This is a genomic window from Lysobacter sp. Soil_N_23 (assembly GCF_057656135.1).
Map to the genome: position 1 here is coordinate 65,425 of NZ_JBDGKY010000013.1, position 25,598 is coordinate 91,022.

Below are 25,598 nucleotides of genomic sequence, written 5' to 3' on the forward strand. Positions count from 1 at the left end.
TCAGCCATGACCGGGCTCCTGCGCACCAGGAGCGGCAACGGGAACCGTGATCGTGGCGGCGACGCCGTTGGGGAAGTTGGCAACGATCGCCAGTGTCGCGGCATTGCCGTAGACCAGGCGCAGACGCTCGCGCACGTTCTTCAGCCCGATGCCGGTGCCGGTACTTTCGGCATTGAAGCCATCGCCGTCGTCGGCCACGGTCACCGACACGATGCGGTCGTTGCTGCGCGCCAGGATCCAGACGGTGCCGCCACCGGGCTTGGGTTCCAGACCATGCTTGATCGCATTCTCCACCAGCGTCTGCAGCATCATCGGCGGCAGCGGCGTGGTGCGCAGGTCCTCGGGCACGTCGATCTGCAGCGCCAGGCGCGGGCCCATGCGCAGCTTGAGGATCTCCAGGTAGGCGCGCGAGCGCTCCAGCTCGACGCCCAGCGTCGACAGCGCGTCATCGGTGCGCGGCAGCGAATGACGCAGATACTGGATCAGGTGTCCGAGCATCTCGTCGGCGCGGGCGGGGTCGGTGCGGGTGAGGTACTGAGCGCTCGCCAGCGTGTTGTAGAGGAAGTGCGGCTCGACCTGCGCATGCAGCAGGCTCAGCTTGGCCACGGTCAGCTCCTTCTCGGTCACGGTCTGGGCGGCGGCGGCCTTTTCGCCACGACGGCGCTCGGCGATCCGCCGTGCCACGGCGCGGGTGATGGCTTCGGCGTTCTCGAGGTTGGTGCCGTCGTCGACGCGGAACCAGTCGCTCCAGGCGCCACTCTCGGGTTCGCAGATCAGCGTCACGCTACCGGTGCCGTCGGCCGGCGTGACGGTCGCCTGGATCTGGTTGCGCGGAATGCCGAGCAACGCCAGTGGATTGACGTAGCGCGAGGGCGAGTGGCCATAGGGTTCCAGGCGCTTGACCTTGGCGCGGATCTGCAGGCTGTCGCGGGCGCTTTCGATCTCTTCCGTGCGCGGCAGTTCGCGGATCGCCGCATCGAGCAGGTCGAAGGCCTCGCCGGCCTCGAACGGAATCTCGATCTGCCGGCGCTGGCGGTTGCCGAGCGTGCCCGCGTCGACCTGGCCGGCGATCAGGCGAACCCGCCGCAGGTGCGAGACCGCACCGATGATGACGAAGCCAATGGTGACAAAGAACAGGAACGTCAGCGGCCAGCCATCGAAATTCCCCAGCGGCGTTGCGTCGATCAGGATCGCCAGCGCCAGGAATGCCACGAACCAGGCGGCGATCAGTCGGACGATGAAGTAGAGGCTGGTGGTCATGCGGCGTCGGCAAGGTCGCGTCGGGATTCTGTGCGGCCGAGCATAGCGGCGGCACGCGGCGACCGGGGGGCGGTTGCGACGAAAGCGGCGAGGGCGTGACAAAAGCGCCTTTCCGGCCCCCGAATGCCGGAGGACAGGACGTAGGGGCGAGCTTGCTCGCGAACCCCGCCTCCGGAGTCCTTCGCGAGCAAGCTCGCTCCTACGTGGGCGGCCAGCGCATGGTCATGATCACCAGCTGACCGGCGTCAATACGTCAGCCAGCAGGCGGGGACTAAACTCGCTTTTCCCCCACTTCGCACCTTCACCATGAGCGATCGCATCCGCCACCCCGGCCTGCGTGACCGGCGCATGTCCGCCGCACAGGCCGCCGCCCTGATCCGGCCCGGCATGACCGTGGCCATGAGCGGCTTCACCGGCGCCGGCTATCCCAAGGCCGTGCCGCAGGCACTGGCCGCCCGGATCGAGCAGGCACACGGCGCCGGCGAAGCCTTCCGCATCAAGGTGCTGACCGGCGCCTCGACCGCCCTCGAACTCGACGGCGTGCTCGCCCGCGCGCAAGGCATCGAACTGCGCCTGCCCTACCAGTCCGATCCGGCGCTGCGCGAACGCATCAACGCCGGCGAGCTGGACTACATCGACCTGCACCTCAGTCACGTCGCGCAGTACACGTGGTTCGGTTTCTACGGTGCGGTCGACGTCGCCGTGATCGAGGTCACCGCGATCACCGAAGACGGCCGGCTGGTGCCCTCGTCGTCGGTCGGCAACAACAAGACCTGGCTGGACCAGGCCGACAAGGTGATCCTCGAGGTCAACGGCTGGCAGCCGACGGCGCTGGAGGGCATGCACGACGTCTACTACGGCACCGCGCTGCCGCCCAACCGCAAGCCGATCCCGTTGCTGCATCCCGATGACCGCATCGGCGAGCCGTACCTGCGCTGCGATCCGGACAAGATCATCGCGATTGTCGACACCGACGCGCCCGATCGCAATTCGCCGTTCGCCCCACCCGATGCCGACTCGAAGCGGATCGCGTCGCACCTGCTGGACTTCTACGCCCACGAGATCCGCCGCGGCCGGCTGACGCCGCACCTGCTGCCGCTGCAGTCGGGCGTGGGCAACATCGCCAATGCGGTGCTGGCAGGCCTGGCCCAGGCGGGCTACCGCGACCTGACCGCGTTCACCGAAGTGATCCAGGACGGCATGCTGGAGCTGCTCAAGCACGGCGTGGTGCGCATGGCCTCGGCGACCTCGTTCTCGCTGAGCCCGGCCGGCATCGACGAGTTCCTCGCCCACCTCGACCACTACCGCCAGCGCATCGTGCTGCGCACGCAGGAGATCTCCAACCATCCGGAACTGGTGCGGCGCCTGGGCTGCATAGCCATGAACGGCATGATCGAGGCCGACCTCTACGGCAACATCAACTCTACCCATGTCGCGGGCACGCGGATCATGAACGGCATCGGCGGCAGCGGCGACTTCGCCCGCAACGCCTACCTGTCGGTGTTCATGTCACCGAGCACGGCCAAGGGCGGACGCATCTCGTCGATCGTGCCGATGGCCAGCCACGTCGACCACACCGAGCACGACGTGATGGTGGTGGTCACCGAGCAGGGCCTGGCCGACCTGCGCGGCCTGGCGCCGAAGCAGCGCGCACAACGCGTCATCGATGCCTGCGCGCACCCGGACTACCGGCCGATGCTGCAGGACTACTTCGACCGCGCCAGCCGCGAGAGTTACGGCAAGCACACGCCGCACTTGCTGAACGAGGCGTTGTCGTGGCATCAGCGCTTCATCGAGACGGGTGACATGCGGGTGCCGTAGCCCACCCGTCATCCCGGCGTACGCCGGGATCCAGGCCGTCACCCCATTCGCCCCATCACTGTCATCCCGGCGAAAGCCGGGATCCAGGCCCACACGCCATCAGCCCCATCACCATCATCCCCCGTCATCCCGGCGAAAGCCGGGATCCATTTGCCGTTGACGTTGCTCAAAGACGCTGGGTTCCCGCCTACGCGGGAATGACGGTTGACTAGCAATGACGTTTGACTAGCCATTCCTCTGCGCATTCGCCGCCCGCAAATACGCCGTCAACCCCCGCTCGCGACTTTCCACGAACGTCTCCCCCGTAGGCGAGTAATCCACGATCCGGTCCGGCCGGAAGTTGCGGAAGTCCGCCCGCAGCCGGCACCAGGCGCCCAGCGTCCAGCTGCCACCCCAGAACGCCAGGCACAACGGTTCGATCTCGCGCTCGCTGGCGCGGGCATCGTTGTCGCGGTAGCGCATGCGCAACACCTGCGCGCTGGTGACGGCCGCATGCAGGTCGTCGATCAGCCCGCTGTTTTCCAGCCGGTCGACTTCCGGCGCGAAGATGCGCGTGCGTTCACTGCGCTCGCGCAACTCCGGCGGCAGCACCGCCTCGATCTTCAGCAGTGCCGCAGCCGCTTCGCGCCCCAGGCGCACGCCGCCGAAGGCGCGAACGAAACGCGTACCGACCACCAGTGCTTCGAGTTCGTCGGCGGTGAACATCAGCGGCGGGATGTCAGAGCCCTTGCGCAGCATGTAACCGACGCCGGCTTCGCCTTCGATCGGCACCCCGGAACGCTGCAGGTCGGCAACGTCGCGGTAGACCGTGCGCAGCGACACGGCCAGGGTCTGCGCCAGTCGTTGTGCGGTGATGGCAGAACGGCGTCCACGCAGGGCATGGATCAGCAGGAAGAGGCGGTCGGCGCGGCGCATGCGGCATGATCGCCTGCCAGCGCGTCCAGCTCAATGAGCGGCTCAACAAGCGTTAGCGATAACAACCGATCATTCGCCGTCGTGCGTCTCATATACGCAACTCCGATCGCGGCGTCGGCGCCAGCCGCAGCCGTTGCGGCGGTTGCCTGAGGCCATCGAGCAGCGCCTGTGCGACCGCGGTGTTCCACAAGCCATCGGCAAGCAATGCCGACTCGTAGCGGTGATGGGCGTCGACATCGGCGAAGCGCGCGAACCACACCAGCACCGGTTCGCCCTCGCGCACCGGCAGGCGCGGGAACGTGTTCTGCGCCGATTCGGTGATGTAGACACCGATCAGCTCGGCACCCGCGGCGTGCAGGCGCGGTGCCATGTGCTGTTCGAACCTGGCGAGGAAGCCATGGTCGGCCGCCGCATCCAGGTAACAGATGCCCGCTTCGATCAGGCCCTTCGCGGTGCCTTCCTTGCCGTTGGCAGACCGCTCGGCGCCGCACGGCAGCGCCGAGTCCGGCCGTACCGGTCGCAACAGCAGCACGTCGTCGCTGTCGATCATGGTGGCGTTGGCAGCCTCGCGATGGCGCGCCCACGTCGGCCCGGAATAGAAGCCGTTCAGTGCCTCGGCGCGCACCTGCATGTCGGCGAATCCACGCACCCAGACAAACCGCTCGTTCTGGTCGAGGTCGCGGAACTGTCCGATCACGTGCATGCCGACCGCCTCCTGCGGCTCGATGAACTCGCGTTCGAACAGTTCGACCAGTTCATCTCGGCGCCCCGGTCGCAGCGTGTACTGACGAAGTTCGATCACGCCGTCGTCGTGCAGCAGATGGCCTTCGCCATCGGTGCGGCGGAACCACATATGCCAGTTCGTTTCCCAGCTCTCGCCATTGTCCTGCGAGAAGGCCTGCTGCCAGTGCGCGGTGTTGGCGCTGGCCTGGCTCCAGACGAAACGGACCTGCACCGGCCTGCCCTGGTGCTCGGCCAGGCCGAGGAAGGTGCCGGTGCCATCGTCGAAGTGGCCCACCATCGGTGCCTCGAGGTGGCCATCGTGATTGCCGGCCCAGTAGATGCTCCACTGCCGCGATTCGGGACTGAACAGGCGCAGGGTCATTCCGATGAAGCGCTCCGTGGAACCGGGGCGCTGCCAGTCGCTGACGAAATCGTCGACGTTGCCGACCCCGCCGAGCATCGGCTGGCACCACTGGCTGGCGCCGAAGATCTCCCAGTCACCTGGCCCGGGGTTGCCCGAGCCGGTGAGGCGCTGCTTCAGGCGCTCGTTGCGGATCCGCCATTGGCCATGGAGGAAATCGAAGTCGTGGCGTCCGTCGCTGGCGGCGCCGGCGTTCGTGGCGGCCGCTCCGGGCGCCGAGGCGCGGACCGGGCGGGCTATCGCGCGCAGCGGCAACAGCACCATCGCCTGGGCACTGGCGGCCAGCTGCAGCAGCAGGCGGCGGTAGCGGTCGACCGCCCTGGCGCCACGAGCGCCGGGGTAGCGCCTTTCGCGGTCGTGCCCATCTGTCCCGCATGAATCGCGCCCATTTGGATCGTGCCAATTTGAATCGGCGGCGGCCATCCTGCTGGCCATATCGTCGGTGCTCATTGCGGCGCTCCTGCCGTCGGTGCCCATCGCACCAGTGCAGCTTGCGACCGGGCTGCTGCCAGCCTCCTGTCAGCAGCCGCGAACGCGCCGAACGCTCAGCGGCGCGCCACTGCGACAGCCGCATCGGCGACAATGGCGCCCCCGTTGCCGCTGCCCGCCGTGCCCATGTCGAACTCAACGCCGCCATCCATCTCCCTGACCCGCTACCTGATCGAGGAGCAGCGCGCCGGACGCATCAACGCCGATGCCCGCCTGCTGATCGAAGTGGTCGCCCGCGCCTGCAAGACCATCTCGATCGCGGTCGGCAAGGGCGCGCTCGGCGGTGTCCTCGGCGATGCCGGCACCGCCGGCGAAGCCAGCATGAACATCCAGGGCGAGGCGCAGAAGAAGCTCGACGTGCTCTCCAACGAGATCCTGCTGGAAGCCAACGCCTGGGGCGGCCACCTCGCCGGCCTGGCCTCGGAGGAGATGGACAACTCGCAGCCGATTCCCGACGTCTACCCGCGCGGCAACTACCTGCTGCTGTTCGATCCCCTCGATGGCAGCTCCAACATCGACGTGAACATTTCCGTCGGCACCATCTTCTCGGTGCTGCGCTGCCCGGAGGGTGTCACCCAGGCGCAGGACGAGCATTTCCTCCAGCCCGGCACCGCCCAGGTCGCGGCCGGATACTGCACCTATGGCCCGAGCACGATGCTGGTGCTGACGATCGGCAACGGCACGCATGCCTTCACGCTCGACCGTGAAGTGGGCAGCTTCGTGCTGACCACGCGCGGCATGCGCATCCCGGAGGAGACGAAGGAGTTCGCGGTCAACATGTCGAACCAGCGCTTCTGGGAGGCACCCATGCACCACTACGTCGGCGATCTGCTCAGCGGCAAGGAAGGCCCGCGCGGCAAGGATTTCAACATGCGCTGGGTCGCCTCCATGGTGGCCGACGTGCATCGCATCCTCACCCGTGGCGGCATCTTCAGCTACCCACTCGACAGCAAGTGCGCGGCCAAGGGCGGCAAGCTGCGCCTGATGTATGAAGCCAATCCGATGAGCCTGCTGGTCGAGCAGGCCGGCGGCGCCGCCAGCACCGGTCGCCAGCGCATGCTCGAGGTGCAGCCGACCGGTCTGCACCAGCGTGTGCCGGTGTTCCTCGGCTCCAAGAGTGAAGTCGAGACCGCGGTGCGTTACCACCGCGAGCACGACGAGACGGGCGCAACAAAGAGCGCATGACGCGCTGAATGCGAGTGCGGCGCCCTTGCGCGCCGCACTCACGAAGTTGAATCACGTTGGCGCGATTCGTGCCGGCGAAATGCATGTTTTTTCGTATTCTTTTTGACCGTTCATCGTCATCCCTGCCGTAAATAACACTGCGTATCCATGTGTGGTGGCAGCATTCTGCAGCCACGGCAGGGCCTGTTAATGCATTTCGGACCGGCCCTCCGGGTTGCCACTCACGCGGCCCAACCCGGATTGTTCGAAATGCGCCAGCAGGTCCTGTCCGGAGACGGAGACGGAGATGGCGATCGAAGGAACGCAGGAATCCCTGTCGGGCGATCCCCTCGCGCGTGAGTTGATCTACGTCACCCGTGGTGGTGCCGGTCGCGTGCTCGCCCTCGGCGGCCTCCAGCAGATGGGATGGAACCTGCGCCGCGCACCCGACGCCCGCAGTGTCTTGCGCATCCTCCAGCGCGATCCGCGGCAGCCGCACGCGGCGCTGCTCGACCTGCGCGAGGGCTTCAGCCAGCAGGATCTGGCCGAGTTCGGCGGCGCGCTGTCGGCGGCCAACGTCGGCTGGGTCGCCGGCATCGATGCGCGCCAGCTCGACGAGGAGCCGGTACGCAAGCTGATCCGCGACTACTGCTACGACTACCTCACGCTGCCGTGCCCGGAAGCGGTGATGAACACGGTGATCGGCCACGCCCACGGCATGGCCAGCCTCGCCTGCGAGGGCGGCGACGTCACCAGCGAAGCCGGCTTCGACGGCATGATCGGCGAGAGTGGGGCGATGCGCACGCTGTGCCGCACGCTGCGCAAGGCCGCATTGACCGAAGCGCCGGTGTTCATCGCCGGCGAAACCGGCACCGGCAAGGAGCTGGCGGCGATGGCCGTGCACCGGCACTCGCGCCGGCACGCGCATCCATTCGTGGCGATCAATTGCGGTGCGATCCCGCACAGCCTGATCCAGTCGGAGTTGTTCGGCTACGAGCGCGGCGCGTTCACCGGCGCGCAGCAGCGCAAGCTCGGGCGCATCGAGATGGCCAACGGCGGCACGCTGTTCCTCGACGAGATCGGCGACCTGCCGCTGGAGAGCCAGGCCTCGCTGCTGCGCTTCCTGCAGCAGGGCAGCATCGAGCGCCTCGGCGGCCACGAACAGATTCCGATCGACGTGCGCATCATCTCGGCCACGCACCACGACCTGGATGTCGCCGTCGCCGACGGCCGTTTCCGCGCCGACCTCTACCACCGCCTGTGCGTGCTGCGCCTGCAGCAGCCGCCGTTGCGCGACCGCGGCAGCGACATCGATCGCATCGCCGAGTACGCCTTGCAGCGGTACTCGCAGGAAGGCCATCGCACGCTCAAGGGGTTTGCGCCGTGCGCGCGCCAGGCGCTGCACAGCCACGGCTGGCCGGGCAACGTGCGCGAACTGATCAACCGCGTCCGCCAGGCCGTGGTGATGGCCGAAGGCCGCCTGATCACCGCCGCCGACCTGCACATCGAGAACGCGCTGGCGACGCCGCCGCCGACCCTGGACGAGGTTCGCGATGCCGCCACCCGTACCGCGATCGAGCATTCGCTGCACCGCAACCGCGGGCGCCTGGTCGATGTCGCGCGCGAGCTCGGCGTCTCCCGCGTCACGCTCTACCGGTTGATGCAGCGCCACGGCCTGCGTGCCAACGACCCCGAGTCGCCGAACACGGTCAGCATCGCTTAGCGGGGCGTGGCCTGGCGGCCCGGTGGCGTGCGAGGATGGCCGCTGCCGCCGGATCCCCTGCCTTCCGCATGTCCAGCCAACCCGCAGTTCCCGTCGCCGGCGAACACGCCCGGGACAACGACTTCATCGAGGTCTATCCGGACGCCCTCACGCGCGAACAGTGCGCGCAGCTGGTGGCACGCTTCAGCGACAGTGGCGACACCGTCCCCGGACGCGTCGGGGGTGGCGTGATGCCCGACCTCAAGGACAGCCGCGACCTGACCATCAGCGGGCGCGACGGTTGGCGCGATGCCGAAACGCTGCTGAACCTGGCGGTGTTCCGCGGCGTCATCGCCTACCTGCGCCGCTACCCGCACACGCTGATCGCGCCGCTGATGCTGGAAACGCCAGGCGCCGACGGCAAGAGTCACCGCCTCACTCCCGAGCGGATGGCGGCCATGGACGATGAGGACCTGGCACCGGTGATCAAGACGGTGCTGCGACCGGGCTCGATCAATCTGCAGCGCTACAGCGCCAACCGCGGCGGATACCCCTATTGGCACTGCGAGCTGTACCCGCGCGACCCGCGCGCGGAAACGCTGCATCGGCACCTGCTGTGGACCGTCTACCTCAACGACGGGTTCGAGGAAGGCGAGACCGAGTTCCTCTACCAGCACCGCAAGATCGTTCCGCGCACCGGCAGCCTGCTGATCGCCCCGGCTGCGTTCACCCACACCCATCGCGGCAACCGGCCCAAGGACGGCGACAAATTCATTGCGACCAGCTGGGTGTTGTTCCAGCGCGCGGAGCAGCTGTTCGGGGCCGGATAGGGCATTGTCATTCCGAACGCAGTGAGGAATCTGCTGCATGCGTGCGCAGCAGATCCTTCGCTACGCTCAGGATGACAGTGGTCGCGCTACGCCGTGCGCGGGTGGTTCAGCACCAGCCAGTACAGACCGACCTGCTTGACCGCCCAGACGAACTGCTCGAAGTCGACCGGCTTCTGGATGTAGCTGTTGACGCCCAGCGCATAGCTGGCTTCGACATCGAACGGTTCGGCACTGGTGGTAAGCACCACCACCGGCAAGGTGCGCGTGGCTTCGTTGGCGCGCACCGCCTGCAGCACTTCGCGACCGTCGACCTTGGGCAGGTTGAGGTCGAGCAGCATGATCGAGGGCAGGTCCTCGGGGTCGCGATCGCTGTACTTGCCACGGGCAAACAGGTAGTCCAGGGCTTCGGCACCGTCGCCGACGACCATCAGGCGGTTGGCGATCTTGGCCTCGTCGAAGGCCAGCCGGGTCAGCTCGACATCGTCGGGATTGTCCTCGACCAGCAGGATTTCCTTGTGCATCAAATACCGTCCTCCGCCGCTGTAACCGGCAACTCGAGGGTAAAGATGGCACCGGCTTCGGGCTGGGATTCGGCCCGGACGCTACCGCGATGTCGCTCTGCGATGCGTCGGGCGATCGCCAGCCCCAGACCGTGACCACCCCCCTGGTCCGGTCCGTGCAGCCGCTGGAAGGGCTCGAACAGTTTGTGAGCATAGCGCATGTCGAATCCGATGCCCCGGTCGCGGATCTGCACCTGCAGCGTGTCGCCATCGCGGCGGCCGCTGACGTCGATGCGGATCGGCTCGCGTTCGCGCGAGAACTTCCAGGCGTTGTCCATCAACTGCACCAGCAGCAGCTTGAGCAGGCGCTCGTCGCCCTCGACCTGCAGGTCCGGCTGCACACGGATCTCCGCGCGGCGTTGCGGGTCGGCATCCTGCAGCTCGGCACCAACCCAGTCGGCCAGCAGGCTCAGGTCGACCGTGGTGGCCTTCAGATCGGCGCGGGTGACGTAGGACAGATCGTTGAGTGAAGTCAGCAGACCACTCATGCGTGTCGCGGCAGCGCGGATGCGCGCCAGGTAATCGCGGTCGGTGTCGTCGAGGCGGTCATTGGCGCGGTCGGCGAGCAGCGCAGAGAAGCTTTCGATCGAGCGCAGCGGCGCACGCAGATCGTGCGCGACCGCATCGGCAAACAGTTGCAGCTGGCGGTTGGAGACGTCGCGCGCGGCATGCTCGGCTTCGGCGCGCGATTCCAGCGCCAGCTCGGCGGCGCGCTGCGCGCTGATGTCGCGCAGTTGCACCAGCAGATACAGCGGCGCGCCGAAATCGTCGCGCATGACGGCGATGTTGATGTGCGCCCAGATGGTCTGGCCACTGCGGTGCAGATAGCGCTTCTGCGCATCGAGCACGGGAATGCTGCCGTCGATCAGGCCGCGCAGGTAGGACTGCGTGAGCGAGATGTCGTCGGGATGGGTGAAGGCAACAGTCGGTCGGCCAACGACCTCCTGGGCGCTGTAACCGAACATGCGCTCGAATGCCGGATTGACCTCGACCCAGTGTCCGTTCAGATCGACGATGGCCATGCCGACACCGGAGGCGGCCATTGCCAGCCGGAAGCGGTCGACTCCGGTTTCTTGGCCGGTGGTGTTGCTCATCGGAGGGTGACTCGTAAACCTGCCGCAATGGCGAAGTGTATCCAACCCGATTGTGACGGGGTGGTGGACGGATTGGGAAGCCAGCCTGTGCCGGCCGATCAAGCACAATGAGTGCAATGGACCTGCAACAGGCTCTCTTCCTGCGGGCGCGGGTCCTGGCTGGCGTGGTGGATGCGCGGCAGGCGTTGTCGGAGGCGCCGCCAGACGCAGCGAGCGTCGCACGATTTCAGTGGTGATGCCGGCGGTGGCGGCACCGTCGTCATTCGCCCATCACGCTTCGTCTGGATCAGAACAGTTCACCCTGCGGTGATGGCTTGCGTGGCGGCACGAACAACGACGTGTCCAGCGCCGGCAGACGACCGAATCCAAGGCGCTTGTGCGCCTTGCGGAAACGCTGCTCGATCAGTTGCGCAAACGGGCCCTGGCCATGCATGCGGCTGCCAAAGGCACTGTCGTAGTCCTTGCCACCGCGCATCTGCTGGACCAGGCTCATCACGTGCGCGGCGCGCTCCGGGTAATGCAGCTGCAGCCATTCGCGCCAGACCTGCTTGAGTTCGTGCGGCAGGCGCAGCAACACGTGTCCGGCCGAGCCGGCGCCGTGATCGCGCGCGGCCTCGAGGATGTGCTCGATCTCGCGGTCGTTGATCATCGGAATGACCGGGGCAACCATCACGCCGACCGGCACTCCGGCATCGGCCAGAGTGCGCATCGCCTTCAGGCGCGAGTGCGGCGCCGACGCACGCGGTTCCATCCGGGCCGACAGGTGGTTGTCGAGCGTGGTGACCGAGAAATAGACCGTTGCCAGTCCGCGTCGGGCCATGGGCGCGATCAGGTCGAGGTCGCGGGTGACGGCGGCGTTCTTGGTGATCAGGCTGAACGGGTGCGAGCAGGCCGACAGCAGCTCGATCAGTTCGCGGGTGATGCCATAGCGACGCTCGATGGGCTGGTAGGCATCGGTGTTGATGCCCAGCGCGATGGGTTCGCAGCGGTAGCCCGGGCGGGCGAGTTCGGCCTGCAGTCGCTCGGCGGCGTTGGTCTTGGCGAACAGGCGCGTCTCGAAGTCCAGGCCCGGCGACAGGTCGAGATAGGCGTGCGAGGGGCGCGCGAAGCAGTACACGCAACCGTGCTCGCAGCCGCGATAGGGATTGACCGACTGGCCGAAGGCGATGTCGGGCGAGTCGTTGCGGCTGATGATGCTGCGCGCGCGCTCTAGGGTGACCTGCGTCTGCGGTCGCGACGGTTCGGCCAGGTCGTCGTAGACCGAGCCCCAGCCGTCGTCCTCGCCGCGAGCGACCGTGACCGCGTAGCGGCCGTCGACCTGCGAGGCCGCGCCGCGACCCTTGATCGGCTGCTGGGCTTTACGGGCGTCGTCCATGCCGCCGAGGGTACTGCGTCAACGTCGCAGTGGCTGAGACCGCACAGGCGCATCGCTGGCATGTGCAATGCGCGCGGCTTAGCCTAGGGCCGGCCTGCCGTTCGCTGGACAGGTACCTGACCAGACACAATGGAGCGGTTCCCATGCTAGAAGCCCTGCAGGCGGCCTGGTCCACGTTGCTGGATGTCGAGCACCTGCGGCTTTACCTGGTGCTGGGATGGATCGGTTACCTGGTGTGGCTGGGCCTGTGGATCGTGCTGCAGAAGCGCGAGCCGGTGGCGACGCTGAGCTGGTTGATCAGCCTGGCGGCGCTGCCTTATGTCGGCTTCCTGATCTATTACTTCTTCGGACCGCAGCGCATCCATCGCCAGCGGCTTCGCCGCGGTCGCACGCGCGCCACGCTGCAGCCGCTGCCGGAAGGGCTGCATCCGTCGGCCGATGCCATCGAGCTGGCGCGGCTGGCACAGGCCACCACCGGCCTGCCGCCGATGACGGCCACGTGCGCGGAACTGCTCATCGATGGCGCCGCCAAGTACACCGCGCTGCTGGCCGCGATCGCGTCGGCGCGCGACCACGTCCACCTCGAGTACTACATCTTCCTGCCCGACCGCACCGGTACTGCGTTGCGCGATGCACTGGTCGAGCGCGCACGCGCGGGCGTGCAGGTACGCCTGCTGCTCGATGCGGTCGGATCGGGCAAGACCAGGCGCCGCTTCCTGCAGCCACTGGTCGAAGCCGGTGCGCAGGTCGCCTGGTTCCATCCGATGAAGATGTACTGGTTCTGGAAGCGGCCGTGGCTGAACATGCGCACGCACCGGAAGATCGTCGTGATCGACGGACTGGTCGGGTTCACCGGCGGTATCAACATCACCGACGACGAAGACGAGCGCCTGCGCAAGGACGCCTACCGCGACCTGCATCTGCGCCTGGAAGGCGACGTGGTGCGCGAGCTGCAACTGGTGTTCGTCGAGGACTGGGCCTACGCCACCGGTCAGCCGCCCATGCGCCTGCATAATCCACCGCCGAAGCCGGGCCCGATCTCGACGCAGGTGCTGGTGTCGGGTCCGGATTCGGACTGGGAAGCGATCCACCGCCTGCACGTGTCCGCGATCCATTCGGCGCAGCGGCGGGTGTGGCTGGTCACGCCGTACTTCGTGCCCGGCGAGGCCGCGCGCATGGCACTGACGTCGGCGGCGCTGGGTGGCCTGGACGTGCGCCTGCTGGTGCCCAAGGAGTGCGACAGCAAGCTGGTCACCCTGGCGGCGCGGTCGTACTTCGACGAACTGCTCGTCGCCGGCGTGAAGATCCACGAGTACGGGCCGCGCATGCTGCACAGCAAGGCGCTGTTGTGTGATGACGACCTGGCGATCATCGGCAGCGCCAATTTCGACCATCGCAGCTTCCGCCTGAACTTCGAGGTTTCGGTGATGTTCCGCGACGCCGGCGTGGGCGCAGAGCTGGCGCGGTTGATCCAGGGCGAGTGCAACCTGGCGCCGCGCGTACGCGACGATCGCGCCCGCCCGCTGTGGGGCACCCGGGTACCCGAAGCGCTGGCCCGGCTGGTCTCGCCGGTGCTGTGAACCGCGGCGTGCAGCGACTGACCGGCGGTCGCGGCGGGCCGGCAATCGGACGCTGCCGTCACGGTGGCGCAGGCTAAACTGCCGACGCCGTCGAAATCCCATACGGAGCATCGCCCCAATGCACTGGCTTCTACTTTTGCTGGCCCTGGCTGCCCTCGCGGTCGCGTTCAAGACCTCGTCGGTGGCTGTGCTGATCATCTGCCTGCTGGCAGCACTGGGGCTGTCTCTGGCCTGGGTAATGAAGCTGCTGGCACAGCGCGTCGACAGCCAGAGCCGTGACACGTCGATGATCCTCGACCCGATGGAACTGCGCCGCCTGCGCGAGCAGGCCGAAGCTCGCCGCGCCGCCACGGGCAATCCGCCGGGCACGCCGCCGGCAGCCTGATAGCATCCCCCGACCGGCGGTGCCCTGATCGGCGCTTCACGCGTCCCGCTGCGGGTCGCCTGCTAGCATGGTCGCGCCGTAGGCCACGGCGCACGTGCGCACGCGCCGGACCCGGAGGAGGACCGCCATGAACCTGCCCGCCTTGTGCTGCCTGCCGCTACTTGGCGTGACGTTCGCCGCCGCCGCGCAGCCCCTGGCCCAGGTCGACCCCGCCAGTGCGCCGGCTTCGACGAGCGCCGTCCCGGCTGTTGCCGGTTGCGGACGCATCAGCGTCTTCGACGTCGCGCCACGCAGCAAGGATCTTTATCGCGCGCGGCTGATCAATGTCGACGACCGATTGCCCGGCCCGACGTCCGCGCGCAGCTACCGCGTCAGTGCCGGCAAGCACACACTGGAAGTAGCCGAACTCATCGACGTGAAGCAGTTCAGCGACTTGCAGTTGCGACAGCGCGCGCAACGTTCCGACCGCTACAAGAAGATCGAGCTGGACGTGCAACCCAACACCACCTACCTTCTCGCCGCGCACCTGATCGAGGCGAACCGCAACGACATCATCGGCCAGACCTACTGGGAGCCGGTGATCTACCACCAGAGCAGCGAAGCGTGCAATTGAGCCGACTTTTGTTTCTGTCACGACGTCGGGTCACGGCGTCGTGACCGTCCTGAGCGTCAACGTCAACAAGATCGCCGTGCTGCGCAACTCGCGCGGTGGTGACGAACCCAGCGTGGTCGCCGCGGCGAAGGCATGCCTGGACGCCGGCGCGCATGGCATCACCGTCCATCCGCGTCCCGACGCCCGCCACATCCGCGCCGACGACGTGTACGCGCTGTCGGAGCTGACGCGTGAACGCGGCGTCGAGTTCAACCTCGAGGGCAACCCGTTCGCGCCGCCGCGTGCCGGCTATCCGGGTTTCCTGGCATTGTGCGAGCAAGTGCGTCCGGCGCAGGCAACGCTGGTGCCGGACGGCGATGCGCAACTGACTTCCGATCACGGTTTCGACTTCGTCCGCGATGCCGGTTCGCTGCGGCCGTTGGTTGATTCGCTCAGGGCGCTGGGCTGCCGCGTCAGTCTGTTTGCCGACGCCCACACCGAAGCAGGGCGCCTGGGCATCGCTCGCGCCGCGACGGTGGGTGCCGACCGGGTCGAGCTGTACACCGGCCCGTATGCGGAAGCGTTTGCCGCTGGCAGCGGTCAGGCCATGGCCGCCCGGTTCGCCGAAGCCGCGCGACGTGCCGGCGATGCCGGCCTCGGCGTCAATGCCGGGCACGACCTCAGCCAGGCCAACCTGGGATTCTTCCTGCAGCAGGTGCCGGGCGTGCTCGAGGTATCGATCGGTCACGCGCTGATAGGCGAAACGATCTACCAGGGCATCGACACGACGATCGCTTCGTACCTTCGGATCCTTTCGCCTTAGCGCGACGCTGATGTCTTGCCGGCAGGAGCCAGCGGGCTGGCTCCTGCCCATGCGCTCGTGTCGCGTGGCTGCCCGCTATTGCCAGGCGATGTCGCGCAAGCCGCTGCGCTGCGCCTCGGCCAGGGCCCAGGCGAAACCCTGGTAGTCGGCGTCGGCATCGGCGGCGACCTGCAGCACGGCGCGCGGATTGCGTCGTGCCAGTTCCTGCAGTGCCGGTGCCAGTTCGGCTCGCGCCAGCACGGCGCCGTCGAGTCGGTACGCCCCATCGCTGCCGACACGCAGCTGCACCCGCGGCGGCGGGACGCTGCGATCGGTCGACGGGAAGTTCTGTGGAATGCGAAGGTCGAGGCGTCCGGTCAAGGCCGGGGTCGCCACCATGAAGATCACCAGCAGCACGAGCAGGACGTCGACCAGCGGGGTGATGTTGATCTGGGCGACGGCTCGATGCTCGCCGTGCGCGCCGTGGCGGGAGTCGGACAGGTAGAACGCGGAGACGGCCATACGCAACCTCCATGGGGCCCCATGCCCGGCTTCACGCTACGCCTGGGACTCCGGTTCCAGCAAGTACCGCCGGTTCCACGTGATCGCCTCCCTCACTCCAGCCCCTCTCCCGCAAGCGGGAGAGGGGCTCGGAGCGGGGCAAAAAAAACGCCGCCCGAGGGCGGCGTTTTCACGACGGTAAGCGACACCGATCGGTCAATCGTTCTGGACGAAGCCGATCTTATCCATATCAGCATTCTTCGCGTGAGCGAGCACCTTGGCCAGGATGCCGTAATCGGCGTCCGGGCTGGTATCGATCTCGAGCATGGGCTGGTTGGTCGGGTCGCGCTGGACTTCGACTTCCATCATGTTCTGGATCGCGGTGATCGGCTGCGGCGCGTCATTCCAATACACCTGGCCCGAGGCGTCGATCCGCAGCCTGATCGGCGGCGGCGGCTCTCGCGTCTGCGGCGGTGGGTTCAGCGACTTCTGCGGAAGGTTAACGTCGATCGGGTACGTCAGAGGAGGCGCCGTGACCATGAAGATGATCAGCAACACCAGCATCACGTCCACGAGGGGCGTGACGTTCATGTCCGCCATCGGACCGCCACCGGATTTCGATGCAAATGCCATATCTGGATCTCCGGATTAGCGAGGTTCTTTGAGCGCCATGAAACCGACCTTGCGCATGCCCTGGGCCTGCGCCGTCTGCACCACTTCGGACACGATGCGGTACTTGGTCGTCTTGTCGCCGCGGACGTTGATCTGCGGCTGCGGGGTCTTCTGCGCTTCGATCGACAGACGGCTCTCGAGCAGATCCTTGGTGATCGGCTCGTCGTTCCAATAAAGGTTCCCTGTGTCTTCCACCGTGATGTTGATCGGCGTGACCGGCGGGGCCGTATCGGGACGCTTGTCCAGATTGGCTTGCGGAAGATCGACCTGGACCTTATGCGACATCAGCGGTGCGGTGATCATGAAGATGATCAGTAGCACCAGCATCACGTCGACGAGCGGCGTGACATTGATCTCGGCCATCGGGCCGCCGCTATCGTTGCCTGTACTGAAGGCCATGTACGAACTCCAAACCTACTGCGAGAGGGCGTCGGTTATTGCTTAGCGCTTGCTGGCAACTTCGCCGACGCGCGAGCCGGTGGCGAAGAAGTCATGCAGGTCGTGAGCGAACGTATCGAACTTGTTGTTCGTAACGCGGTTCAGACGGGTGAAGAAGTTGTATGCCAGCACCGCCGGGATTGCGACGAACAGGCCGATGGCGGTCATGATCAGTGCTTCACCGACCGGGCCGGCAACGGCGTCGATCGAAGCCTGGCCGGTGGCGCTGATGCGGATCAGGGCGTGGTAGATGCCCCAAACGGTACCGAGCAGACCGACGAACGGAGCGGTCGAACCGACGGTGGCGAGCACGGTCAGGCCGGCTTCCAGCTTCGAGGACTCGCGGGTCACACCCTGACGCAGGGCGCGATCGACGAACTCGGAACGGTTGAGCGACTCGACCAGGCGCGAACCTTCGTGGCGCTGGTGGTGGGCGGCTGCCTGGGCAGCATCGAGAGCGATCTTCGAAAACGGCTCGAAGCGACCCTGCTCTTCCATGAAGCGGATGGCGTCCTGAGCGTTCGGGGTCTCCCAGAACGTGCTGACCACGCGATCAGAACTGGCGCGCAGGCGCAGGTTCTTCACGAAGTTCACCACGATCCAGTAGATCGAGAGGATCGACATGATGGCGAGGGTGAGGAATACGACCCAGCCGACCAGGTCGAAGTTCTGCAACAGATGCGCGAAGCTCATCTGCTGGAGTGCCTCGGCGTTGGAGCCTCCGGCGGTCGCAGCGGTGGTGGTTTCCTGCAGCATGACGCTTACCTTTGAATGTCGTGGAAAGGAAAGAGGTATTACGGATTGCCTACAACTTGTCCCGTGACCCCGATCAGGTCGGCGGGACGAAATCGACCGGGACGCGGACGCGGCTGGTTACGCCAACGCCGTTCTGCATCTCGGGGTTGAACTTCCACTTCCGGGCGGCGTCCATTGCAGCGCGGTCGAGGTTGCGGTTACGGCTCGACTTCTCGACCGCAACGTCCAGGACATTGCCCTGGCCGTCAATGGTGATGATCAGCACAACCGTGCCACCCACACCCTGGCGGGCTTCGGTCGGCGGGTACTTGGGCGGGTTGAGCCGCTTCGAGGACGGGTCGACGCTGGAGCCGATCGTCGTAGCCGGTGCGGGCGGCGACGGCGGACTCGGCGGCGGCGCGGCCACGTCAACCGGGCTCGGATCGTCGACCAGCACCGGCGGTTCATCCGGCGGAGGCGGCAACGGAGTCGGCTGCGGCGGCGTCAGCTTCGGCGGCGGCTTGAGCTCCTTCGGGGGCTCCGGCGGCGGCGGCGGCGGCGGGGGGGGCGGCGGCGGCGGCTTGATCAGGTTGACGAACGTGACGTCTTCCTCTTGCTGCTGCTGGGCCGGAGGGGCCATAGGAGCGAGCAAAAGCAGCAGGGCCGCGACATGGAATGCGATCGCGACGGTCACACCGGCGATACGCGCCCAGTTCAGATCTTCGCGGTCGTCATCTTTTTTTGCGTGGATTTCGAGGTCTTGCGTCATGCGCCGTAGCTCGGGAGGTATTTCCGGACGCCAGGGCGCCTCGGGCCGTCAGTTACGATTCCCGCGACTACTTCGAGTCGCGGGAACCTCCTAGCATATACCAAATTGCGCTCATTTGACCAAGTGCAATTGGATGATTTCGCGTTGCCGAATCGGGTTCGGCCTCAACTCGTTACTTGCCAGGCAACGCGATGATCTTCTTGGCGTCGTCGGGCTTCTTCACACCCTTTGCGACAGCCTGCTTGGCGGCTTCCTTTGCCTCGGGAATACGGTCTTCCTGCCAGAGCACGCGGGCGAGGTTCAGGTACGCCTCACCATCCGGCGCCAGGGGAGCGGCCTTCTTGTAGGCGTCGATCGCCGGGCCAGCCTGGTCAGAGAAATAATACGCCTGTGCGAGGGCCAGGTACGTCTGGTAGTCGGGCTTGATCACGCCCTTCTGCATACCGTCGTTGATGACCCCGATCGCCTCCTTCTCCTTGCCATCCATGTTCAGGTAGGTGGCGTAGAGCTGGCGATACTCCTTGTCCTCGGTCAGCTGGCCGCTGGCGCGGAGCTTCTCGAGGACGCCGGCGGCCTTGTCCAGCATGTCGTTCTGCTGGTAGACGGCGGCCAGGTTCAGCTGGGCGCGCTTGTCGCCCGGGCTCTTGGCGGCCAGACCCTCGGCGATCTTGGCCGCTTCGCCGGCCTGGCCGGACTCGGCGTAGGTCGCCATCAGCAGCTGCTGCCAATCGACCTTGGGCTCGGGGCTGAGGTCGATGGCCTGCTTGATGACCGGGGCGGCATCGCTGTAACGCTCCATGCGGTACAGGTCATTGCCCTTGATGATCAGGTGCTCGGGCTTCTGGCTCTTGGTCTCGGCCAGGAACTGGTCGATGGTCTTGAGCGACTCGGCGTACTGGTCTTCCTGCAGCTGCAGCTGGCTGAGCATCAGCATCGCGCCGTAGTGGCCGTTGTTGTCCAGGCCGTTGGCGGCGATCGCCTGCTTGAGGTAGTTCATCGCGGCCGCGGTGTCGTCGCCGTCATAGGCGGAGTGGGCGGCGATCTGCGAGGCAAAGGCCTTGTCGTAGGCGTTGGCTTCCGGCAGCGCGATGATCTGGTCGGCGAAGGCGCGGGCTTCCGGAGCCTTGTCGTCGTCGTAGGCCTTCATCATCTTCTGCAACAGCGGCATGGCCTTCTTCGACGCCTTCGTGTCCGGGGCCTGACGGGTGGCCTGCGGGTACTCGTTGGTGACCTTGCCAGCGTCCTGCTTGCCTTCTTCCTTCTTGGCGCGGCGCTCGGCCGCACGGTCGCTCGCGCTTTGCGCGCTGACCTGGCTGACCGCACCGAACATCAGGACGGCGCTGATGGCGGCGGCCAGGATGCGTTGGTTACGGCGGGAGACATTGTTCATCGATCACCTCAAATCTGCGGCCGCACGTAATCGGGCGGGACGGTGGCAAGGCCAAGGGGGTGTGAAGCTATCAGAAACGTGACAGAGAGCGATACGGGGTTTTCTGTCCTAATTCACGTTCCCTGCACGCGATCATCCGCACTTGGGCGTGTGGCCGGAGGCGCGGGCCTGCTCGTAAACGGGCATCAGGCTGCCTGCGCGGGCGCTCAGTTCGCCAATACGCGAGGATGGATCCGGGTGCGTCGACAGCCACGTCGGTGCGCGCTCGCCGCCGGCGGCGGCCATGTTCTGCCACAGATTCACCGCCTGGCGCGGGTCGAAACCGGCCTTGGCGGCCAGTTCCTGGCCGACCACGTCGGCTTCCGATTCCTGGGTGCGCGAGTTCGGCAGCAGGTAGAAGGTCTGTGCCGCGGCGCCGCCGATCTGGCCGGCGGCGTTGGCCGCGCCGGAGCCGTAGGCCGAGCCGAGGATCGCACTGCCGATGCCCAGCAGCGTCGAGGTGCCCTGCTGCTTGGTGATGCGCTCGTCGTGGTGGCGGGAGACGACATGGCCGATCTCGTGGCCGATCACCGCGGCGAGCTGGTCCTGGTTCTTGGCGACGGTGAAGATGCCGGTATTCACGCCGACCTTGCCACCGGGCAGGGCGAAGGCGTTGGCCGAGCTGTCCTCGAACACCGCCACTTCCCAGTTCGTCTGCCAGCCCTGCGGCAGCTCGCGGGTGATGTCGTTGACCACGCAGCGCACGTAGGCGTTCATGCGGGCGTCGTTGCTGACCTTCTGCTTGGTCTTGGCCTCGGCGAAGGCCTGCGCGCCCATCTGGTCGAGCTGCTGCTGCGGCACCGCGCCGACGTACTGCTTGCGGCCGGTGGGCGAGGTGGACGTGGCGCAGGCGGTGACAACGGTGGCAATGGCCACGGCGAGCAGCAGGTGCTTCATCTTCGGGAATCCCGCTTCAGGTTGATGACGCGTTGTAGCGTCCGCCGGATTAACACTTCGTCAATACGGCATCGGCGAAGGCCGGAGGGCTGAGTCCCTGCGGGAGGCTTCAGCCCCGAAAAGGCAGAGGTCGCGGGATCGGGGCTGAAGCCCCTCCCACCTGCGCCACATCGGTCACACGTCGAGGTTGGCGACCTTGAGCGCGTTGTCCTCGATGAAGATCCGGCGCGGCTCGACCACGTCGCCCATCAGGGTGCTGAAGATCTGGTCGGCCGCGACTGCGTCCTCGATCCGCACCTGCAAGAGGCGGCGGGTCTCCGGGTTGACCGTGGTTTCCCACAGCTGCTCGGGGTTCATTTCACCCAGGCCCTTGAAGCGCTGGATCTGGCGGCCCTTCTTGGCCTCATCGAGCAGCCAGGCCTGGGCCTGGGCGAAGCTCGTGATCGGCTGCGCGCGATTGCCGCGCACGATCTGCGCGCCGTCGCGGATCAGGCCGTGCAGCTGCGTGGCGGCTTCGCGCACGGCGCGGAGTTCGCCGCCTTCGAATGCCGCCAGCGGCAACACCTGGGTCATTTCTTCGCCCATGTGCAGGCGCTTGACCAGCAGGGCCGCCTGGCGCTCGCCGCCGCCTTCGTGCAGCTCGAGCTTGTAGCGCGGCTTGCCGAGACCGCCGAGGTTGAGGCGCGATTCGACGCGATCGAATTCGACGCGCAGCGCGTCGTGGTCGCCGATGTGGGCGGTGTCGAGCGGGATCGAATCGATCAGTGCTTCAACCACGCTCGGATCGTAGCGGTGTGCATTGCGCTGGATCGCTTCGCGCGCGCCGGCATAGGCCAGCAGCAGCTTCTCGAGCGCGGCGCCTTCGATCGCCGGTTCGCCGATCGCCGGACGCAGCGATGCGCCCTCGACCGCGTTGTTGGCCAGGTAGGCGTCGAGCGCGGCATCGTCCTTGAGGTAGAGCTCGTTCTTGCCCTGCTTGATCTTGTACAGCGGCGGCAGGCCGATGTAGATGTGGCCGCGCTCGATCAGCTCCGGCATCTGCCGGTAGAAGAACGTCAGCAGCAGCGTGCGGATGTGGCTGCCGTCGACGTCGGCGTCGGTCATCAGGATGATGCGGTGGTAGCGCAGCTTGTCCGGGTTGTACTCGTCCTTGCCGATGCCGGTGCCGAGCGCGGTGATCAGCGTGCCGACCTCGGCCGAACCGAGCATGCGGTCGAAGCGCGCGCGCTCGACGTTGAGGATCTTGCCCTTGAGCGGGAGGATCGCCTGGGTCTTGCGGTTGCGGCCCTGCTTGGCCGAGCCACCTGCCGAGTCACCCTCGACGATGAACAGTTCGCTGAGCGCTGGATCCTTCTCCTGGCAGTCGGCGAGCTTGCCGGGCAGGCCGGCGATATCGAGCGCGCCCTTGCGGCGCGTGAGGTCGCGGGCCTTGCGCGCGGCTTCGCGGGCACGGGCGGCGTCGACGATCTTGCCGGTGATGGCGCGGGCTTCGTGGGGGTGCTCCTGTAGGAACTCCTCCAAACGTGCACCGAACGTGCTCTCAACGACCGGCCTGACCTCGGAACTGACGAGTTTCTCCTTGGTCTGCGAGGAGAAGCTGGGGTCAGGGACCTTTACCGACAGCACGGCGATCATGCCTTCGCGCATGTCGTCGCCGGTCAGGGCGATCTTGGCCTGCTTGGCGATGCCGCTCTGTTCGATGTAGTTCGACAGCGTGCGCGTGAGCGCGGCACGGAAGCCGATCAGGTGGGTACCGCCATCCTTCTGCGGGATGTTGTTGGTGAAGCAGAACATCGTTTCCTGGTAGGAGTCGGTCCATTGCAGGGCGACGTCCACGGTGATGCCGTTCATTTCGCCCGACACCGAGATCACGTTCGGGTGCAGCGGGTTCTTCAGCTGCGCCAGGTGTTCGACGAAGGAGGCGATGCCGCCGGCGTACTCGAAGACGTCGCGCTTGCCTTCACCGCGCTCGTCGATGAGGGTGATCCTGACGCCGGAGTTCAGGAACGACAGTTCGCGCAGGCGGCGCGCCAGGATGTCGTAGTGGAATTCGATGTCGGTGAAGATCTCGCGCGCCGGCAGGAAGCGCAGCGTGGTGCCGCGCTTTTGCGACTCTTCGAGCTGCTTGAGCGGGTAGCTCGGCTCGCCCAGCTGGTATTCCTGCTGGTAGTGGTGGCCGTCGCGCCAGATGTCGAGCCACAGGTGCTCGGACAGGGCGTTGACCACCGACACGCCGACGCCGTGCAGGCCGCCGGAAACCTTGTAGCTGTTGTCGTCGAACTTGCCGCCGGCGTGCAGCACGGTGAGGATCACCTCGGCCGCGGAGACGCCTTCTTCCTTGTGGATGTCGACGGGAATGCCGCGGCCGTTGTCGGACACCGAGCAGGAGCCGTCGTTGTGCAGGGTCACGGTGACTTCGTTCGCGTGGCCGGCGAGGGCCTCGTCGATCGAGTTGTCGACCACTTCGAACACCATGTGGTGCAGGCCCGTGCCGTCGTGCACGTCGCCGATGTACATGCCCGGACGCTTGCGCACAGCTTCGAGACCACGCAGAACGGTGATCTTGCTGGAGTCGTAGGTCTGGGAAGGTACGGCGGTGACGGTCGGGTCTTGCGAGGGGTCGTGCTCGATATGGGTCATGCGGCAACAGGCTCCGTCGACGCGTTACCCGGCGGGGCCGGAGGCGTCAAGACACATTAGCTATTCAACGCGGGAGTATAGCAGCCGGCCCTTATTGCTGGTTGACTGGGAGCTTGAGCGGAGGTAGTGGCGACGGCTTGCGGCTTGCGTGCAGGCCCTCGCGTTTGGGCTTCGGGGCTTCGGGCTTCAGTCTTCGGAGGGGCGTTGACCGATGGGCCGGGGATTGCTCCGCCCCTCAGGGCGCCATCCTGGCTTTATTCGGGGCGCGGGCCATCCATGGCCCGCTGCTCCGCAATCCCCGGCCCACCGGTCAACGCTTCGGCTATTCGTTGCGTGGTCTTCGGCTGCCCTCACCCCAACCCCTCTCCCGCAAGCGGGAGAGGGGTTGGGCAGAATGAGGGGTTAGCTCGGAACGACGCAGGCGACTACTGGCTTCACCGACCGTCATCCCGGCGAACGCCGGGACCCAGGCCCGCAGCCTCTCCGCTCCATCACCGTCATCCCCGCGAAGGCGGGGATCCAAGGACAGCCAACATCAACCGCTGATCACTCCATGTTCCACGTGGAACCGTCGAACCCGGGCCTCCGAGTCCAACCCACTAGGTGCTTCGGTCCCCGTAATGAAAACCTGCGCACCACTGGCCTGCAGCCGCGCCAGCACACGCCCCTGATGCTGCCGGTCCAGCTCAGAGGCCAGATCATCCAGTGCCACCACGGGCCAGTCTCCGCGCGCCGCAGCGTGGTGCTCGGCCTGCGCCAGCAGGGTCGACAGAGCGGTCAGCTTGGCTTGACCGCGTGAAAGGGCTTCACGGCCCGGAATCGCGCCGAAGACGATGCGCCAGTCCGCCCGATGGGGCCCCACGGAGCTATAGCCGGCAACGAGGTCGCGCTCCCGGGCAAGCAGCAGCGCGTCCGTCAGCGGGAGCTCGTCCCGACGCCATCCCGGCACGTAGTCGAGGCGACTCGGGCCCAGGGCAGGGGCCAGTTCCGACAGCAGGGCGGCGAACCGGGGCTGGAGTTGTTCCAGGTACTGCTCACGGCGTCGGCTCAGGGGTTCGCCCGCTTCGGCCAGCTCGTGATCCCACGCGTCCAGCTGCCCGTCGCGCGCTCGTGCCTTCAGTAGGGCATTTCGCTGCTTCAAGGCCCGCGCATAGCGACGCCATAGGAGCAGGAAGTCCTGTTCCACGTGGAACAGTCCCCAATCGAGGTAGCGACGACGGGATTCACCGCCGCCAGTGATCAGGGCATGGCTGCCGGGTTCGAAGCTGACAACAGCAAGGGCAGCGCACAGGTCGCCGAGCTGGGCGACGTTGCTTCCGTCCAGGCGACCGGTCCAGTCCTGGCCGCTGTGCCTCATGCCCGCCTTACGGGTGCGCGCAGGGGCTGTGGAGTCCATCGGTGCGTCAGCGCCGGTTGCCAGCCGCTCCTGCCATTCGACGAATACCTCAAGGGCCGGATCGCCGTCCCGGATCAGTCCGTCGCGCACTCGTCCGCGGAAGCTGCGGCCATAGGCCATCAGGTGCAGGGCTTCGAGCACGCTGGTCTTGCCCGCGCCGTTGTCGCCGGTGATCAGGTTGAGGCCTGGGGATGGATCGAGGCGGAGCTCGACGAACCGGCGCAGGTTGCGCAGTTCAAGGCGGGTGACGTGCATTGGGGCCAGTTTACCGGTCTGCCTTGGCCGGGGTAAGGACGGCGGAGCCAGGATCCGAGAGCAGCCCAGCGATGTGTTCCACGTGGAACACCGCTATTCATGGCGTCCCGAGTCGCTCATTGGCAAATTCAGGTGCAAACCGAGCAACGTCCC

General features: G+C 66.6%; 23 protein-coding genes. 8 read left to right on the plus strand and 15 right to left on the minus strand.

All coding sequences use genetic code 11. The annotated features are described in order from the left end of the window. On the minus strand, nt 1–1,260 hold the full coding sequence (locus AC3A3X_RS11315) for a histidine kinase (RefSeq protein WP_487583125.1): 1,260 nt from the start codon (nt 1,258–1,260) through the stop codon (nt 1–3). A 306-nt stretch (nt 1,261–1,566) separates the two neighbouring features. Here AC3A3X_RS11315 and scpC point away from each other — a divergent pair, with 306 nt between their 5' ends. Further along, entirely contained in the window at nt 1,567–3,081 is a 1,515-nt protein-coding gene (scpC, locus tag AC3A3X_RS11320; protein ID WP_487583126.1) for a succinyl-CoA:acetate CoA-transferase ScpC, read from the plus strand. Between the two features lie 225 nt (nt 3,082–3,306). Here scpC and AC3A3X_RS11325 read toward each other — a convergent pair whose 3' ends face one another. Then, the gene (locus tag AC3A3X_RS11325; RefSeq protein WP_487583127.1) at nt 3,307–3,996 is read right to left on the minus strand and encodes a helix-turn-helix transcriptional regulator; all 690 of its coding nucleotides are present in this window, start codon (nt 3,994–3,996) and stop codon (nt 3,307–3,309) included. Between the two features lie 88 nt (nt 3,997–4,084). Further along, nucleotides 4,085–5,590: an NIPSNAP family protein gene (locus AC3A3X_RS11330; RefSeq protein ID WP_487583128.1), complete on the minus strand. Its 1,506-nt coding sequence runs from the start codon at nt 5,588–5,590 to the stop codon at nt 4,085–4,087. Nucleotides 5,591–5,755: 165 nt separating this feature from the next. On the opposite strand from AC3A3X_RS11330, the gene AC3A3X_RS11335 reads away from it, so the two are divergent. The 3 genes from AC3A3X_RS11335 (at nt 5,756) to AC3A3X_RS11345 (ending at nt 9,325) form a co-directional block, all read left to right on the plus strand. Then, a complete protein-coding gene (locus AC3A3X_RS11335) occupies nt 5,756–6,814 on the plus strand; it encodes a class 1 fructose-bisphosphatase (RefSeq protein WP_487583129.1) in 1,059 nt (352 codons plus the stop codon). A 286-nt stretch (nt 6,815–7,100) separates the two neighbouring features. Then, nucleotides 7,101–8,516 (plus strand): sigma-54 dependent transcriptional regulator, encoded by a 1,416-nt coding sequence (locus AC3A3X_RS11340; RefSeq protein ID WP_487583130.1) that lies wholly within the window; start codon nt 7,101–7,103, stop codon nt 8,514–8,516. A gap of 68 nt (nt 8,517–8,584) precedes the next feature. Next, the gene (locus AC3A3X_RS11345) at nt 8,585–9,325 is read left to right on the plus strand and encodes a 2OG-Fe(II) oxygenase (RefSeq protein ID WP_487583131.1); all 741 of its coding nucleotides are present in this window, start codon (nt 8,585–8,587) and stop codon (nt 9,323–9,325) included. An 86-nt stretch (nt 9,326–9,411) separates the two neighbouring features. Here the strand turns inward: AC3A3X_RS11345 and AC3A3X_RS11350 are convergent, their stop codons facing one another. The 3 genes from AC3A3X_RS11350 to AC3A3X_RS11360 form a co-directional block, all read right to left on the minus strand. Continuing rightward, complete coding sequence (locus AC3A3X_RS11350; protein WP_158731994.1) at nt 9,412–9,846, minus strand: response regulator; 435 nt, start codon at nt 9,844–9,846, stop codon at nt 9,412–9,414. Next, nucleotides 9,846–10,979: a sensor histidine kinase gene (locus AC3A3X_RS11355; RefSeq protein WP_487583132.1), complete on the minus strand. Its 1,134-nt coding sequence runs from the start codon at nt 10,977–10,979 to the stop codon at nt 9,846–9,848. The genes AC3A3X_RS11350 and AC3A3X_RS11355 overlap by 1 nt, the downstream gene beginning before the upstream one ends. A 286-nt stretch (nt 10,980–11,265) precedes the next feature. Further along, complete coding sequence (locus tag AC3A3X_RS11360) at nt 11,266–12,354, minus strand: PA0069 family radical SAM protein (RefSeq protein WP_487583133.1); 1,089 nt, start codon at nt 12,352–12,354, stop codon at nt 11,266–11,268. 143 nt (nt 12,355–12,497) lie between these two features. Here AC3A3X_RS11360 and cls point away from each other — a divergent pair, with 143 nt between their 5' ends. The 4 genes from cls to AC3A3X_RS11380 all read left to right on the plus strand — a co-directional run bounded on the left by cls (nt 12,498) and on the right by AC3A3X_RS11380 (nt 15,734). Further along, a complete protein-coding gene (gene cls, locus AC3A3X_RS11365; RefSeq protein WP_487583134.1) occupies nt 12,498–13,934 on the plus strand; it encodes a cardiolipin synthase in 1,437 nt (478 codons plus the stop codon). A 118-nt stretch (nt 13,935–14,052) separates the two neighbouring features. Further along, the gene (locus tag AC3A3X_RS11370; protein ID WP_487583135.1) at nt 14,053–14,319 is read left to right on the plus strand and encodes a hypothetical protein; all 267 of its coding nucleotides are present in this window, start codon (nt 14,053–14,055) and stop codon (nt 14,317–14,319) included. Nucleotides 14,320–14,446: 127 nt separating this feature from the next. Continuing rightward, nucleotides 14,447–14,932, plus strand: coding sequence for a hypothetical protein (locus AC3A3X_RS11375; protein WP_487583136.1), 486 nt, complete (start codon nt 14,447–14,449; stop codon nt 14,930–14,932). A 40-nt stretch (nt 14,933–14,972) separates the two neighbouring features. Further along, a complete protein-coding gene (locus AC3A3X_RS11380) occupies nt 14,973–15,734 on the plus strand; it encodes a pyridoxine 5'-phosphate synthase (RefSeq protein WP_487583137.1) in 762 nt (253 codons plus the stop codon). Nucleotides 15,735–15,809: 75 nt separating this feature from the next. Here the strand turns inward: AC3A3X_RS11380 and AC3A3X_RS11385 are convergent, their stop codons facing one another. The 9 genes from AC3A3X_RS11385 to recF all read right to left on the minus strand — a co-directional run bounded on the left by AC3A3X_RS11385 (nt 15,810) and on the right by recF (nt 25,445). Then, nucleotides 15,810–16,235 carry an ExbD/TolR family protein gene (locus AC3A3X_RS11385; protein WP_487583138.1) on the minus strand — a complete coding sequence of 142 codons (426 nt, stop codon included), beginning with the start codon at nt 16,233–16,235 and terminating at the stop codon, nt 15,810–15,812. A gap of 195 nt (nt 16,236–16,430) precedes the next feature. Next, nucleotides 16,431–16,847, minus strand: a complete 417-nt coding sequence (locus AC3A3X_RS11390; RefSeq protein ID WP_200608044.1) for an ExbD/TolR family protein — start codon at nt 16,845–16,847, stop codon at nt 16,431–16,433. Nucleotides 16,848–16,862: 15 nt separating this feature from the next. Beyond that, nucleotides 16,863–17,285: an ExbD/TolR family protein gene (locus AC3A3X_RS11395; protein WP_487583139.1), complete on the minus strand. Its 423-nt coding sequence runs from the start codon at nt 17,283–17,285 to the stop codon at nt 16,863–16,865. Nucleotides 17,286–17,327: 42 nt separating this feature from the next. Beyond that, nucleotides 17,328–18,080, minus strand: a complete 753-nt coding sequence (locus AC3A3X_RS11400; RefSeq protein ID WP_487583140.1) for a MotA/TolQ/ExbB proton channel family protein — start codon at nt 18,078–18,080, stop codon at nt 17,328–17,330. A gap of 73 nt (nt 18,081–18,153) precedes the next feature. Beyond that, a complete protein-coding gene (locus tag AC3A3X_RS11405; protein WP_487583141.1) occupies nt 18,154–18,828 on the minus strand; it encodes an energy transducer TonB in 675 nt (224 codons plus the stop codon). A gap of 172 nt (nt 18,829–19,000) precedes the next feature. After that, complete coding sequence (locus AC3A3X_RS11410; RefSeq protein ID WP_487583142.1) at nt 19,001–20,218, minus strand: tetratricopeptide repeat protein; 1,218 nt, start codon at nt 20,216–20,218, stop codon at nt 19,001–19,003. A gap of 132 nt (nt 20,219–20,350) precedes the next feature. After that, on the minus strand, nt 20,351–21,154 hold the full coding sequence (locus AC3A3X_RS11415) for a M48 family metallopeptidase (RefSeq protein WP_487583143.1): 804 nt from the start codon (nt 21,152–21,154) through the stop codon (nt 20,351–20,353). A gap of 174 nt (nt 21,155–21,328) precedes the next feature. Next, on the minus strand, nt 21,329–23,794 hold the full coding sequence (gene gyrB, locus AC3A3X_RS11420) for a DNA topoisomerase (ATP-hydrolyzing) subunit B (protein WP_487583144.1): 2,466 nt from the start codon (nt 23,792–23,794) through the stop codon (nt 21,329–21,331). A gap of 535 nt (nt 23,795–24,329) precedes the next feature. Next, entirely contained in the window at nt 24,330–25,445 is a 1,116-nt protein-coding gene (gene recF, locus AC3A3X_RS11425) for a DNA replication/repair protein RecF (protein ID WP_487583145.1), read from the minus strand. Nucleotides 25,446–25,598 lie beyond the last annotated feature (153 nt).